This is a genomic window from Legionella clemsonensis (assembly GCF_002240035.1).
In the GTDB taxonomy this organism is placed as follows: domain Bacteria; phylum Pseudomonadota; class Gammaproteobacteria; order Legionellales; family Legionellaceae; genus Tatlockia; species Tatlockia clemsonensis.
This window is the reverse complement of sequence record NZ_CP016397.1, coordinates 861,628-874,754: the sequence shown is the minus strand read 5'-3', so window position 1 is coordinate 874,754 and position 13,127 is coordinate 861,628. Positions and strand designations below refer to the sequence as shown.

Below are 13,127 nucleotides of genomic sequence, written 5' to 3'. Positions count from 1 at the left end.
TTACAGCTCCAGAGCTAATAAGCTCTGGCTAGCCTTAAGCTAAAGGTGGTCTACTCGCCAGATGTTCACGCCAGGGCACAATTTCCAACCGTTCATCGGCTGAAAGTCCTGCCATCAGTTTTCTCACAGTACCTTCTTTACCAAACGTTTTATCTAAAAACTCTTCCCATTCTTTATCCACCTGCTTCTTTACGCAAGAGACTTCTCCCGTATTAAAAAAACGAGGGGCTAATATTCTCTCCTTTTCTTTTTCTTCAGGAAAAATCTTTGGCTCTGGAGAGTCATGCAATAATGTCTTCATAATTGTATGATGGAGACTATTTAATTCTTTCAGTTGCGATTTATAGCTTAAACAATCGCCAGTTTTGTGGGTAATTTGGTTAAGCCTGCTATTAATTTCTTCATATAGGGTTGGATCACCAATTTTTTGAAGTTGCTGATAATTATGAGTTAATAACTCTGTCTTCCTGGCCTGTCTTGCTTCAAGCAAGGTAGATTCGAGCCTATCCATTACTTCTTTCAATTCTTTTAAGTTTTTGCTACAGGTTATTCGCATTAACCCTGCTTTCTCTGAGACTCCATAATAGGAAAGAGGAGCAATCATTATCGAATCTTTAAACAGCAGATAATACGTTAATTCTTCATCCGTTGTAACTTTTCCTTTTTTTCCCAAAGCCCTTACAGCCTCTTCGGGTATCTCCAAATTGAACATGTCACTGAAATCTGCCAGCACATAAAAAGTTCCTTCTACTTTATAATTGGGATCCGATATTTCTGCGCCCATTTTTTTCAAGCGGTCAGTTACATAATCTACTTTCTCTTTATAAAAATTTTTAAGATCCTCTTTTTCTTTTTCGGTGATGTTTTTCATGGTATGTGCATAAGCCATCTGTAAAGAGCGTGGTGCATGGCCACTAATGCTTATGTTAATGGTTAACAGTTCATTCATTAATTTTGGATCGGCCGTTAAAAGCATTGCCATCCGCTCACCGGCCATTGACAAACCTTTCGTAGCGGAGCGCATTATTACCGTTCTGTGTTGCAAATCAGGCGCAATTTGCAGAAAAGACGGTAGCTCAACATACGTCATTTCAGTATAAGCTTCATCAAAAATGATATGTAAATCGGGATATTTTCTTAAAACCTCAGCAATTTTCTTAAATTCTGCTTCACTTATAACTGTTCCTAAAGGATTACTAGGATTACAAATAAGCACTGCTTTTGGGATACCACCATCTATTTTACCTAACGCGTAAGCATCAATAATGCTCTTTTCAAGTGCTTCAGCAGTAAGTCGAAATCCTGGTTCTTTCATGACCTCAATCGGATGCAAACGGTGCTTTGGATAATCACCATAGAGTCCATAATACGGAAACGGTGTAATTATTCGATGTAGTGGTATGTCCTTATACCGCTCATGCAGTGCTTCAAAAACAACCCGCAAACCGCCTGCACCGCCAGTCGTAAATAAAATATGTTCAGGCTTAATCTCTTTTTTGTACCAAGCGGTCATGGCTTCAGCCATAAGCGTCCTTGCCTCTTCATCACCTTGTGGATGACCATAATCAATGGCAGCTGCTTCCTTGATTTCATCGAGATTATTCTGGGCGTCTTTAACCAGTTTTTCCAAATGTTTCCAATAAACCAAAAAAAAGTCTATAGTATGAGCACTTACAGGATAAGTTGGCTGTCCCATACCTGCAGTAATAATAGTTTGCAGTTTTTGCAAGGAATCTTTAATTTGAGCTCTTTCTTTGCGTAAAGCCTTAACCCATAAGGAAAGTAACATAATTTTGTCAATTTTATCAGCAGGTTGACCGTCTGGAGTAAACATGGCTTATTTCCTTGTATACTGAACAAATATTTTGTTGTTTGCTAATATTTTAATTATACCTTCGATATAGAAAACTTGACAATGCAAGAAAAAAAAACCAGATTTCGCTTTACACTTGACGAAGTAGGCGATTTTTTAGCCAAATTGTCAGAGCATAGCGATCAGGTCTACTGGATTAGTAGTCCTGATTTTTCAAAAATTCAATACATCAGTCCTTCTTATGAGCGAATCTGGGGGCGCTCACGAGAAGAGCTCTATGCTAACCCCGAAATCTGGATAAATTTTTTACACCCTGAAGATGTTGAACATCATCATCCAATTCATCATATGGCGGAGCAAATTCGACTTCTTGGAGAGAAAGCGCGATATTCAGAGCAATATCGTATTATCCGGCCTAACGGAGAAGTCCGATGGATAATTGATAAAGGTTTTCCACTTATTAATCATCGAGGGGTGTGCTATGGTGTCACAGGTGTTGCCACTGATGTCACCGATGAGCTTAAACAAACTGAGGATTTAAAAAAAGCCAAAGAAGCCGCTGAAATTGCTAATAAGGCTAAATCAGAATTTATTGCTAATATGAGCCATGATATACGCACCCCCTTAAGTGGCATTGTTGGCCTTTCCAAATTGTTAGAGGATGAAGCGCAAACTGCAATAGAAAAGGAATACGCTTATTGGATTAATCAAAGTGGAGAGCAATTACTTGATTTATTAAATAATGTCTTGGAATTGATTTCTCTTGAAAATATGAAAGAATTAGAGGTTAATCAGGAATGGTTTTCTTTGAAAGAAGAACTTCAAACCATTTGCAAACTGGAATTACCCGCAATTAAGGTTAAAAATCTTGAATTTACTCTTGATATAGAAGAATCAGTTCCTGACTTTATATTGAGTGATCGTATTAAAATTCATCAGATTCTATTAAATTTATTAGGAAATGCGATCAAATTTACTGAAAAAGGACATATAATTTTAGCAGTTAAACATCTCTCTTCATCTAAAGAAACCGTTGAGCTTGAGTTTCGTGTGGAAGATACAGGGATTGGGATAGCCGATAATCAGCAGGAAAGGGTTTTCGAGCGTTTTTTTCGTATAGATCCTTCCTACAAAGGCATTTATAAAGGATATGGATTGGGTTTGCATATCGTAAAAAAATATGTCGCTTTATTGGGCGGCGAAATAAGGTTAAAAAGTATGGTTGGCAAAGGAAGTATTTTCGCCTTTAAGTTATCCGTTAAGTCAGGTATGGGGTACCCCACGAGCCCTCTTTCCAATTCCCATGAGTTAGAGGGAGAAAACTCTTCCAAAGAGAAGCATACTGCGAATGTCAAACCTTTTAGCCACACCAACAAGTTAAAGCAGGCATCGAATGAATTGCCGCATCTTCTGTTAATTGAAGATAATACCATAGCCTTACGCTTACTCGAGTCAGTTAGCAAACAAGTGGGCTGCCAATTCACCTCCACAATGGATGCCGAAGAAGCTTTTGAACTGGTCAAACAAAATAACTATGATTTGATAATTACAGACATTGGGCTACCTGGAATGTCAGGCATTGAGTTAACCATTTATATTCGCCATTGGGAGCAAGCTTTAAATAAAAAGCCAGTTCCTATTGTTGGTTTAACAGCGCATTCTCTGGGAAGTTCTGTCGATGAATGCCTGGAAGCCGGGATGAATAAAGTTTTTGCCAAGCCGATTAATTTAGCCACTATGCAAGATATCGTTTCAGCACTTATACCTTTAAATAAACTTGAAGTAACAACACCTTTGTTTGATGAAGAGCTTCCTGTTAATGAAGAAAAACTTTTCAACTTAACTAGTTATCCTCTATTAGATATTGAACAAGGTCTGAATAATCTTGGAAGCGTTGATTTATTAAAAGAATTATTAACTCTAATGGTAAATGAAGATATCCCCAATGATAAAGCCAAGATTCAAGAAGCATTTGCCGCCAAGGATTGGCCAACTGTTGAAAAGCTGGCTTTAAAAATGAAAAGCAGTGCACTTTACTGCGGAACAACCCGTTTGCGATATGCCTGCCATTATTTGGAAGGGTATCAAAAAACCACTCCTAGCCCTCTTTTAGAGAAACTATATCATCAGCTGATACAAATTCTAGAGGCAACCAAACAGGCAATTATTGATTGGCTACAAAAACAGCAACATTGAAATCTGTAACAATAGCTTGTTCAGGTGACGTCATATTTGTTAATGCTTTTATATTAAGTATGATTTTTCCCTGACTATCAGATAAGAATATTTGAATATCCAAGTATGCTCTACGCTTAAGAAAGACGATAAATTTCCTGACAAACCTCCAGCACATTTTTTTGTTGAAGATGTATATCTTTAGCCACAGGGTTAAGTAAATTCTGGTGTAACAGTTGATGGTAGTATTTATAGGCTTTGATAAGTTTTTTAAATTGTTGCTGTGATAGAAGTTGTTCTGCAGATAGTTTCCGCAACAAACTGAGTGTATTGGTATATGGATAAAAATTTTTATCCGGGTGGGTTAGTACCAAAAATTGTACCAGGAATTCTATATCAATTAGTCCACCCGATTCATGCTTAATCCCCTTTTCCTCGCTCTTTATATGCTTGAAAATTTTTTCACGCATCGTAAGAATTTCCTGGCGAACCTGAGCAGAATTTCGCGAAAGTTTGAATATAGATTTTTTTAATTGATTAAATAACTGAGAGAGGCGCTTGTCACTCACAATGGTTCTTGCTCTGATTAAAGCTTGATGCTCCCAAATCCAGGCATGATGCAATTGATATTCGATGAAAGCATCCACATGACTTACCAGTAATCCAGCCTCACCTGATGGACGCAAGCGGGTGTCCACTGCATACAAAATACCTGCCTGCGAACGGGTGGTAAGCATATGCAAAATTTTCTGCGTCAAGCGTGTGACGAGCGCTTCCTCCTCTGGTGCAGCTGCATGCATAAATACTAAATCGAGGTCAGAATTATAATTCATTTCCCGACTGCCTAATTTACCATAAGCAATAATGGAAAATCGTGATTTAATTTTTTCCATTTGCGGATAACGTGGACTTAACTGCTCGCAAGCCAGTATAAAAACCTGTTGCACAATAACCTGAGCAACGTCGGCTAGAAAGTTGCTAATACGTATTGCATGATGATGACCATATCTTTCTGCCTGAGCGGCTGAAAGCCAATTGACGAGTTTAAATTGCCGTAAAGCCTCTTCTTTTTGTTCCATCTCTGAGCAATTCAACAATTGCTTTTCTAAGGATTTTGTCAGTTCTTTTTTAGAATCCAAATGAAAACATTGCGGTTGGTGTAACAATACTTCAAGCAAAAAAGGTTGATTGACAATTAATGTGGTTATAAATGAACTATGCGCAAACCAATATAATAACTCCTTTAACACTTGCGGATTTTCTGTAATTAAGGCGAGATAGGAACTGCGGCCCACAATGTTATCTAATAAGTGTAATACCTGCGCAAGAACAGCATCAGTGTCACTCACATTTACCAGTTCAGTCAGCAATAATACGATTAGCCGATCAAGTCTTATTCTGGCTGCCTGCGTTAATCTTCTACAGCGAGGAGCATGGCGAAAAGTATTAAGCATTTGATAGCAGCGCTCAGCCTCTTGAAATCCCAGACTCGCCAACAAATTAACAGCCATGGTTGTTTCTACATGTCCCTGCCAGATACTCATTAATTGATTGGCTAGCAGCCGCTTCTCATCTTCATAGGGATCAGGTTTTGCCAATACAGCACGAAAAAGACTGCTGATAATTCGTTGATATTGATGAAGCTTTTTTACTAAATGCTGCCAGTTATCATATCCCATGGCTAAAGTGATTTGCATTTGCTTCATTTCATTTTGCGGTAAAGAATGGGTTTGCTGATCATTATGGCTTTGAAGACTATTTTCTAGTTTGCGTAAAAAAAGATAAGCCTGCTTTAAGACAGCCGTATGCGATAACAAATTTTCCTGCTCTAGAGCATTTAGTGCTGCAATTGTATTTTGTTGCTGTAATTTAGGTAATCGACCCCCGCGAATCAGTTGCATGTTTTGGATAATAAATTCAACTTCACGAATACCTCCTAATCCGCGTTTAATATCATCGAGCATGGGATTGAGTTGAACTTCTCGCTCTATCATGGCTTTCATACTGCGCAACGATTCAATTACACTGAAATCAACATAGCGTCTGTATACAAAGGGGGTAATTAAGCGGTGAAACCAGTGATGAGGATTAGTGGTATCCTCTCCTATTACACGAGCCTTTACCATTGCATAACGTTCCCAGTCTCGCCCCTGCTCTTGATAGTAGGTTTCCATGGCAGCCAAGCTTGAGACAAGAGCTCCGCTATCACCATTAGGGCGCAAGCGTAAATCCACTCGAAATACAAAGCCGTCTGCTGTAACCGTTTGCAACAATTGAATAAATAACTGCACTACTTTGGTATAGTATTGTTGGTTAGTTATTGACATCTCTCCTTGAGTATAACCGGCTTCAGAAAAAGCACAGATTAAGTCTATATCTGAAGAGTAGTTAAGTTCACGCCCTCCCAACTTCCCCATAGCAAGAATATATAATTTGGCGGGTTTTGCCTGTTCATTACAGGGGTTTCCGTAGCATTTTGCCACTTCATTTTCACAAAACTGCATTGCTCTTAAAATAATCGCATCTGCACAATCTGACCACTGTGTCATACTTTCTTCTGTTGCAGCAAATCCTTTTAACTCCCTAAGCAATAAGCGTAATAATTGTTTATGCCTGAATTGACGCAATGCACGTGCAAAAAGATCAAAAGGCTGATCTTTGACTTGCCTTAACAAATAAGAATAATCTTGCAAGGTTAAAGGCCGCTGATAACCCTCGGTCATTAACTGCTGTAAAAGATTAATATGTCGACAAGCATAATCACTCGTTAACAACAGTTTTGCCAGGGCTTCATCGGGCTCAGACGCAGTAAAATTTTTTTGATACAACGTAAGTTTTGCTTGTAAGAGGGATGGAATTTCCATCGAGTAAACTTTGCTAATAACAATACTTAAGCCTAGCGAAGAGTAAAAGAAAACTCAATGATAAAGACAATTACCATTTAAGAAATAAATAGCGGTAGTAATGGTTATTGCCGGCACTGAATTTTCAAGGCAGGAATTAAGCAATATTTTCTTTAAAAAATAGTTATCAAGTTATATTCTTAATTATTGCAACTCTCAATGATTAAACGTATGAAACATTTCTTTGTCGGTATTTTCACGCTTTTCTTTTTTTTCCTTAACTCCCTGCATGCAACTCAGGAGCCCCCTCAACCTGCGCCTCTACCACTTAGAATCGCAGTGGATACATTTACACCTCCTTTCATTATGGAAGGAGCAAATTCACAACTTTATGGATTTGACATTTCCATGATGAAATATATTTGTCAGGAAATCCAGCGCACCTGTGTTTTTGTTCCCACGGAGTTCAATAATATTTTTACTTCCCTTGAAAGGGGACAAGTGGATGCTGCAGTAAGCGCCTTGACCATTACGCCAGAACGCTCTGCTCGTGTGCTTTTTTCCATGCCTTATCTGTTGAGTCATTCTCGTTTTATAGGTCTTAACCAATTGGCTGACCAACCTTTTACACTGCAACTGTTGCATAATAAAACGATTGGTATCGAAGAAGGAACTATTTTTCCGGCTGTAATAAATGCCTTGGGGATTCGAGATCCTAAAATTATCAGCTTTAATGACGCACCCAGTCTCATTGATGCTCTGCAAGCAGGAAAAGTGGAGATAGTCTTGATGGATAATCCTTCTGCCATGTATTGGCAAGCACAATCTTCAGGAAGATTAAAGGTGTTGGGTCAACCTTTCAGTTATGGCTTTGGTCTTGGAATTGCAGTCAATCGCAATAATGCAGAATTACTAAACCAGATTAATCAGGCCCTAATAAAATTTCAAAATAGCAACGCTTTCAAACGGGAGTTTAATAAGTACATTGCCTTTTTTTGAGGGCTCTGCTCGACGCATAGCTATTGTCTTGCCAGGTAAACGCATCTAATAGCGCATTAGAGGCGTTTATCCTGTTGTCTTACGCATTTTGCTTGCTTAAAAACGCCTCTACAATTGCTGGGTTGGATAAAAGATTAATGTACAGTTTCATCCTTTGTGATACAGCGACTAATGACTTGTCGAGTTACAAAATCACCTTGACTTGCACCATAAAGGGATTTGAAGTGTTCTGCCAAGAGTAAAACCCAGGAAGATAAACGAAAGTCCATTCTTTTTTCTTCTTGATTAACGACAAGCTCAAATAATCCAAGGGAGTCGGTATTTTGCTCTTTTGCATATTCTTCCATTATGCGTTGGGCAGTAAACATGTCTTGATCTCTTGTTGGCCAATCCTTATTCATTATACCCCCTACTTCTATGGGTCTTGGGAAAATTATGATAATAATATTGGGCTAAAGGTATCAAATTCCAAGAGGTCTTAAAAAATATTTTTTAGCACAAGAAAATCTGCCATTTCGCTGGCCTAAGTCAGAAACCCTGAGCTTCGAGGCATAGTGGAGCACACGTAACATTTGTTCTAACCGAGGATTGGTTTAACATCACCCTGAGGCTCCTGCCAAAGCGTAACAAATAAAACCATAATAATTGGTCCCACAAATAACCCTAACAAGCCTAGCGTCTCTACGCCTCCCAAAATACCAAAAAGCACTGCTAAAAATGGTAATTTAATAGCACCACCAATTAAAACTGGCTTAATAAAATGATCGGCTACAAACATCACTACCGTACCCCAAATAACGACAATGATTGCACTAATCAGCGACCCCATCGACAGCAGAATAAGTGCTACGATAGCAAACACAATAGGAACCACAAAGGGAATCATCGCCGCAAATGCGGTGATAAAGCCCGTCAAGGTAGGCGCAGGAAAACCAACAAGCATATAGCAAACCCCCATTAAAACCCCCACTCCTAAGCCTACGACTATAGTGCCATTCACTGTGGCCCGTAAGGCTGAAGGAAGCCTGTCGGCATATCGAAACCATCGTTGGCCTAAGCAAAACTCTCCGATATGATTAACCTGTTGAATTAATTTATCGCCATCACGAAAAAAGAAAAATAACGCCAACAGCGTAAATCCCAATTGAAACCCTCGATGCGCCAAATTAACTCCTATTTGCTTGATGTAGTAACTGGCTGGCGTCAAAGACAAATGTAGATTCGATAATAGACCTCTTACTTTTCCAGGTTGGCCGATGTTATTATCCCAATAGGTGACTAAATCATTACCAATCACAGGAAATTGTTGTAACAAGGAGGGCGCCTGTCCGCCTTGACGGTTGATTGTTTGCAGATAGTTAATAAACAATTGTAGTTCTTTAATTAAAATCGTGGCTAACCAACTTAAAGGAAGTAAAAATAATAAAGCAAGAATTGAGGTAAACAGTAAGGCTGAAAGATTATGATAATTGCCGAAAAAATACCGCCAACGCAGGTATAAAGGATAGGTAGCAATACCAATAATAGTCGCCCAAATCATTGAGGGGATAAAGCGATGCACAATAAACAGCGCAAATACTACAATCCCGATGGTTAAGCCGATACTAATTAATTCTTTGTGATTTTCATTCATTTATGCAAAACCCCAGGCTAACAACTGCAGTATTAACCAGGCAGGAATGGCTGCCAGAACATCATCAAGCATAATGCCTACCCCACCTCGCACATGCAGATCAATGAATCGAATTGGCTGTGGTTTCCAGATGTCAAAAATACGAAAAAGTATAAAGCCTGTTACTACCCATCCTATTCCTTGAGGAGCCATTATCATAGTTAATAAGTAGCCAACCACTTCATCCCAGACGATACCAGAATAATCATGAACCCCTAATTCTTTCGATACTTTTTCGCTAACCCACACCCCCAGCAAGAATGCCAAGAGCGTTATTATTAAGTAGAGACCTAAAGATTGTCCCGCAATTAATAAATAAACAGGAATTGCGGCAAGTGTCCCCCAGGTCCCAGGAGCAAACGGCATTAACCCGCTACCAAAACCAAAGGCGATAAAATATACGGGATTTTGCCAGACTTTATTCTCTAGTTTTACTGCATTCATTATTTCTCCAATAAAGCTGCGGCATTCGGGTGCAATCAAAAATGACTGTAGCCACGTGGTGTAAAAACTTTCGATTTACCTGCCATGGTTATCCTTATCCCCTTTTGCTCTTCTATTGTCCCAACAAAGCAGCACTCCAAGCCAAGTTTAGTAAGCGAAGCAATGAATTGCTGCTCTTTCACCGGAGATACTGTGAAACATAACTCATAATCATCGCCACCGGTAAGGGAAAAATAAATGGCCTCGTCCTGTTGATATTTCTTTACAAGAGGATGAATGGGAATATTTTCCCCTATCAAACAAGCTCCCACGCTACTAGAGACGCAAATATGATTTAAATCTGCACTTAGACCATCGGAAATATCAATAGCAGCAGAAGCATACTCCTGCAGGATCCCATTTAAATCAACACGAGGTTTAGGATGCTGCAATTTTTTCATTAAAACTTTTATATCTTCGGTATTGATATTCTTGTGATGTAAAAAATAGACAGCAAGTGCAGCTGCACCTAACTCACCACTCACATAAATTTTATCACCAACCTTTGCACCACTACGGCGCACCGCTTTGCCTCTCGGCGCCAAGCCATGAATAGTTAACGTCATACTCAGAGGACCACGGGTTGTATCACCACCTATCAACGCCACGTTAAATTGATTTAAAGCCTCATGCAGTCCCTGTGAAAAACGTTGCAGCCAAGTGACATTTGATTCAGGTAAGGTTAATCCGAGACTGAGCCAGCAAGGCATCGCTCCCATAGCGGCCATATCACTTATATTAACCATCACTGCTTTATAAGCAATATCATAGGCATCCCAAGTGCTTAGAAAATGCACTTCTGAGACGAGTGTATCCGTACTAATCAGTAATTCATGTTCTGCTGGAATAGTTACGCAGGCCGCATCATCGCCAATTCCATACTTGACATCATCACGCGGGTGAGTTGGGTATTTAAAAAAAGTATCTATTAAAGAGAACTCATCCATGACTAATTTCAATTTTTCTGGCTTGCTGCGCCAAATTATTTAAGACGCCATTTACGTAACGATAACCATCTTGAGAACCAAACTCCCTGGTTAGGGAAATGGCTTCATCCAGGACAACACGGTAGGGTATTTCAGGGCAGTGAAGGAGTTCAAAGGCGCCTAATCGCAATACCGTCAGCTCAATAGGATTTAAACTTTCAATAGGTCTGTCTAAAAAAGGTTTAAGATTCTCCTCCAATTTGTCAATTTGCTTAGGAATACCATGAAGAAGCCGGCAAAAATACTTATCATCTACTTTTGCCATATTATTATTCACGCGAAACTGGGCTTCAATTTCGTACAACGCTTGATGAGACATGTGCCATTGATAAAGCGCTTGCAATGCTAATTTCCTGGCGCGTCTTTTGCCACTAATTTCTTGTTTTTCCACAAATTACCTCATGAGTTTCTATCATCTTTCATTTCATCAATCGCTTGTCTGAAATCACTGACGTCTTTAAAGCGCTTGTATACGGAAGCAAAACGTACATAAGCAACATGATCAAGACGGTATAATTGCTTCATTACCAGCTCGCCTACTTCACGTGAATCAATTTCCCGCTCACCGCGACGGCGAATCTGTTGCATAATAGTCACAATTGCCTCTTCCAAGGCATCAACGCTTACAGGTCTTTTTTCCAGGGCACGCAACATGCCTGCACGTAAATTTTGAATATTAAAAGGCTCTCTGCGCCCATCTCGCTTAATAATTAACGGCATAATTAATTCAGCCGTCTCAAAAGTCGTAAAACGCTCATGACAGATAAGACATTGTCGTCTTCTTCGAACCTGAGCTCCTTCTGCAACAAGGCGAGAATCAACTACCTTGGTGTCTTCGGCATGACAAAATGGACAATGCATGTTAGCGATATACCGGAAATTCTCGACATAACTGCAACACTTGATTTTTAACTCGGGAAAGGGTTGCCTCGTCATTAACATCATCAAGCACATCAGCTATCCATTCGCTTAACATGCTTACCTCTTTTTCTTTAAAGCCGCGTGTGGTAATTGCAGGAGTCCCTAAACGAAGACCACTGGTTACAAAAGGAGAGCGAGGATCATTAGGAACAGTATTTTTATTGACTGTAATATGAGCCTTGCCGAGAGCCGCATCAGCTTCTTTGCCAGTAAGATTTTTTGCAATCAGATTAACCAACATTAGATGATTTTCTGTACCACCAGAAACGATGGGATAACCTCGGCCTTTTAGCGTTTCTGCCATAATTTTTGCATTTAACAAAACCTGACGCTGATACTTTTTGAACTCAGGTTGCAACGCTTCCGCGAAAGCAACCGCTTTTGCTGCAATCACATGCATAAGGGGCCCGCCCTGCATCCCGGGAAATACGGAGGAATTTAATTTTTTTTCAATTTCCTCATTGGCTCGAGCCAGTATTAATCCTCCTCTGGGACCCCGCAAGGTCTTATGTGTTGTTGAGGTAACTACATCAGCATAGGGAATTGGAGAAGGATACAGATCTGCAGCAATCAAACCAGCAACATGAGCAACATCGGCCATTAAATAAGCCCCTACTTTATCAGCAATTGCCCTAAATCGCTGCCAGTCCAGGATTTGCGAGTAGGCCGAAAAACCGGCAATAATCATTTTAGGTCGATGTTCAACAGCCAGATTCTCCAAAACATTGTAGTCAATTAAGCCAGTATCAGCATCTACACCATATTCCACTGCATGATAAAGTTTGCCTGAGAAATTAACTTTTGAGCCGTGCGTTAAATGACCCCCATGAGGCAGAGCCATTCCAAGAATAACATCACCTGGTGAGAGGAGTGCCATCATGACAGCTGCATTGGCTTGCGAACCTGAATGTGGTTGCACGTTTACATAATCAGCACCAAATAATTGCTTAGCTCTTGCTATTGCCAATGATTCTGCGATATCAACATGTTCACAGCCACCATAATAGCGTTTGTTGGGGTAACCCTCAGCATATTTGTTAGTCAGTACTGAACCTTGAGCTTCAAGTACCCGCGGACTTGCATAATTTTCCGAAGCAATAAGCTCAATATGATCTTCCTGACGTTTACGCTCAGCCTCGATAGCTTGCCAAAGTTCTCCATCAAAATCTGCAATCGTGTAGCTTTTATCAAACATTTGTAATCCTTACGTTTTATAATTGAACAATTATAGTACT

11 protein-coding genes are annotated in these 13,127 nt (G+C 39.7%); 2 read left to right on the top strand and 9 right to left on the bottom strand.

Going from position 1 to position 13,127, the window contains the following annotated elements; genetic code table 11:
- Positions 1–34: 34 nt before the first annotated feature.
- Positions 35–1,834 (bottom strand): pyridoxal phosphate-dependent aminotransferase, encoded by a 1,800-nt coding sequence (locus tag clem_RS03765; protein ID WP_094090397.1) that lies wholly within the window; start codon positions 1,832–1,834, stop codon positions 35–37.
- An 81-nt stretch (positions 1,835–1,915) separates the two neighbouring features.
- Here clem_RS03765 and clem_RS03760 point away from each other — a divergent pair, with 81 nt between their 5' ends.
- A complete protein-coding gene (locus clem_RS03760) occupies positions 1,916–4,009 on the top strand; it encodes a PAS domain-containing hybrid sensor histidine kinase/response regulator (protein WP_094090396.1) in 2,094 nt (697 codons plus the stop codon).
- Between the two features lie 116 nt (positions 4,010–4,125).
- On the opposite strand, the gene glnE is transcribed toward clem_RS03760, so the two are convergent.
- Entirely contained in the window at positions 4,126–6,852 is a 2,727-nt protein-coding gene (gene glnE, locus clem_RS03755) for a bifunctional [glutamate--ammonia ligase]-adenylyl-L-tyrosine phosphorylase/[glutamate--ammonia-ligase] adenylyltransferase (RefSeq protein ID WP_094090395.1), read from the bottom strand.
- A gap of 198 nt (positions 6,853–7,050) precedes the next feature.
- Between glnE and clem_RS03750 the strand changes: the two genes are divergently transcribed.
- Complete coding sequence (locus clem_RS03750) at positions 7,051–7,830, top strand: transporter substrate-binding domain-containing protein (RefSeq protein ID WP_094090394.1); 780 nt, start codon at positions 7,051–7,053, stop codon at positions 7,828–7,830.
- Between the two features lie 134 nt (positions 7,831–7,964).
- On the opposite strand, the gene clem_RS03745 is transcribed toward clem_RS03750, so the two are convergent.
- The 7 genes from clem_RS03745 to glyA all read right to left on the bottom strand — a co-directional run bounded on the left by clem_RS03745 (position 7,965) and on the right by glyA (position 13,087).
- The gene (locus tag clem_RS03745; protein ID WP_094090393.1) at positions 7,965–8,231 is read right to left on the bottom strand and encodes a hypothetical protein; all 267 of its coding nucleotides are present in this window, start codon (positions 8,229–8,231) and stop codon (positions 7,965–7,967) included.
- A gap of 176 nt (positions 8,232–8,407) precedes the next feature.
- Positions 8,408–9,463: an AI-2E family transporter gene (locus tag clem_RS03740; RefSeq protein WP_094090392.1), complete on the bottom strand. Its 1,056-nt coding sequence runs from the start codon at positions 9,461–9,463 to the stop codon at positions 8,408–8,410.
- Complete coding sequence (locus clem_RS03735) at positions 9,464–9,946, bottom strand: phosphatidylglycerophosphatase A family protein (protein WP_094090391.1); 483 nt, start codon at positions 9,944–9,946, stop codon at positions 9,464–9,466. It lies immediately after the preceding gene.
- Between the two features lie 35 nt (positions 9,947–9,981).
- The gene (gene thiL, locus clem_RS03730) at positions 9,982–10,932 is read right to left on the bottom strand and encodes a thiamine-phosphate kinase (protein ID WP_094090390.1); all 951 of its coding nucleotides are present in this window, start codon (positions 10,930–10,932) and stop codon (positions 9,982–9,984) included.
- The gene (nusB, locus tag clem_RS03725; RefSeq protein WP_094090389.1) at positions 10,925–11,362 is read right to left on the bottom strand and encodes a transcription antitermination factor NusB; all 438 of its coding nucleotides are present in this window, start codon (positions 11,360–11,362) and stop codon (positions 10,925–10,927) included. The genes thiL and nusB overlap by 8 nt, the downstream gene beginning before the upstream one ends.
- 8 nt (positions 11,363–11,370) lie before the next feature.
- Positions 11,371–11,832, bottom strand: coding sequence for a transcriptional regulator NrdR (gene nrdR / locus clem_RS03720; RefSeq protein WP_094090388.1), 462 nt, complete (start codon positions 11,830–11,832; stop codon positions 11,371–11,373).
- A gap of 1 nt (position 11,833) precedes the next feature.
- Complete coding sequence (gene glyA, locus clem_RS03715) at positions 11,834–13,087, bottom strand: serine hydroxymethyltransferase (protein ID WP_094090387.1); 1,254 nt, start codon at positions 13,085–13,087, stop codon at positions 11,834–11,836.
- Positions 13,088–13,127: the final 40 nt, after the last annotated feature.

Excerpts from the sequence above, each read along its gene's own strand:
- clem_RS03765 (WP_094090397.1), bottom strand. The coding sequence starts at position 1,834 with ATGTTTACTCCAGACGGTCAACCTGCTGATAAAATTGACAAAATTATG.
- clem_RS03760 (WP_094090396.1), top strand. The coding sequence starts at position 1,916 with ATGCAAGAAAAAAAAACCAGATTTCGCTTTACACTTGACGAAGTAGGC.
- glnE (WP_094090395.1), bottom strand. The coding sequence starts at position 6,852 with ATGGAAATTCCATCCCTCTTACAAGCAAAACTTACGTTGTATCAAAAA.
- clem_RS03750 (WP_094090394.1), top strand. The coding sequence starts at position 7,051 with ATGATTAAACGTATGAAACATTTCTTTGTCGGTATTTTCACGCTTTTC.
- clem_RS03745 (WP_094090393.1), bottom strand. The coding sequence starts at position 8,231 with ATGAATAAGGATTGGCCAACAAGAGATCAAGACATGTTTACTGCCCAA.
- clem_RS03740 (WP_094090392.1), bottom strand. The coding sequence starts at position 9,463 with ATGAATGAAAATCACAAAGAATTAATTAGTATCGGCTTAACCATCGGG.
- clem_RS03735 (WP_094090391.1), bottom strand. The coding sequence starts at position 9,946 with ATGAATGCAGTAAAACTAGAGAATAAAGTCTGGCAAAATCCCGTATAT.
- thiL (WP_094090390.1), bottom strand. The coding sequence starts at position 10,932 with ATGGATGAGTTCTCTTTAATAGATACTTTTTTTAAATACCCAACTCAC.
- nrdR (WP_094090388.1), bottom strand. The coding sequence starts at position 11,832 with ATGCATTGTCCATTTTGTCATGCCGAAGACACCAAGGTAGTTGATTCT.
- glyA (WP_094090387.1), bottom strand. The coding sequence starts at position 13,087 with ATGTTTGATAAAAGCTACACGATTGCAGATTTTGATGGAGAACTTTGG.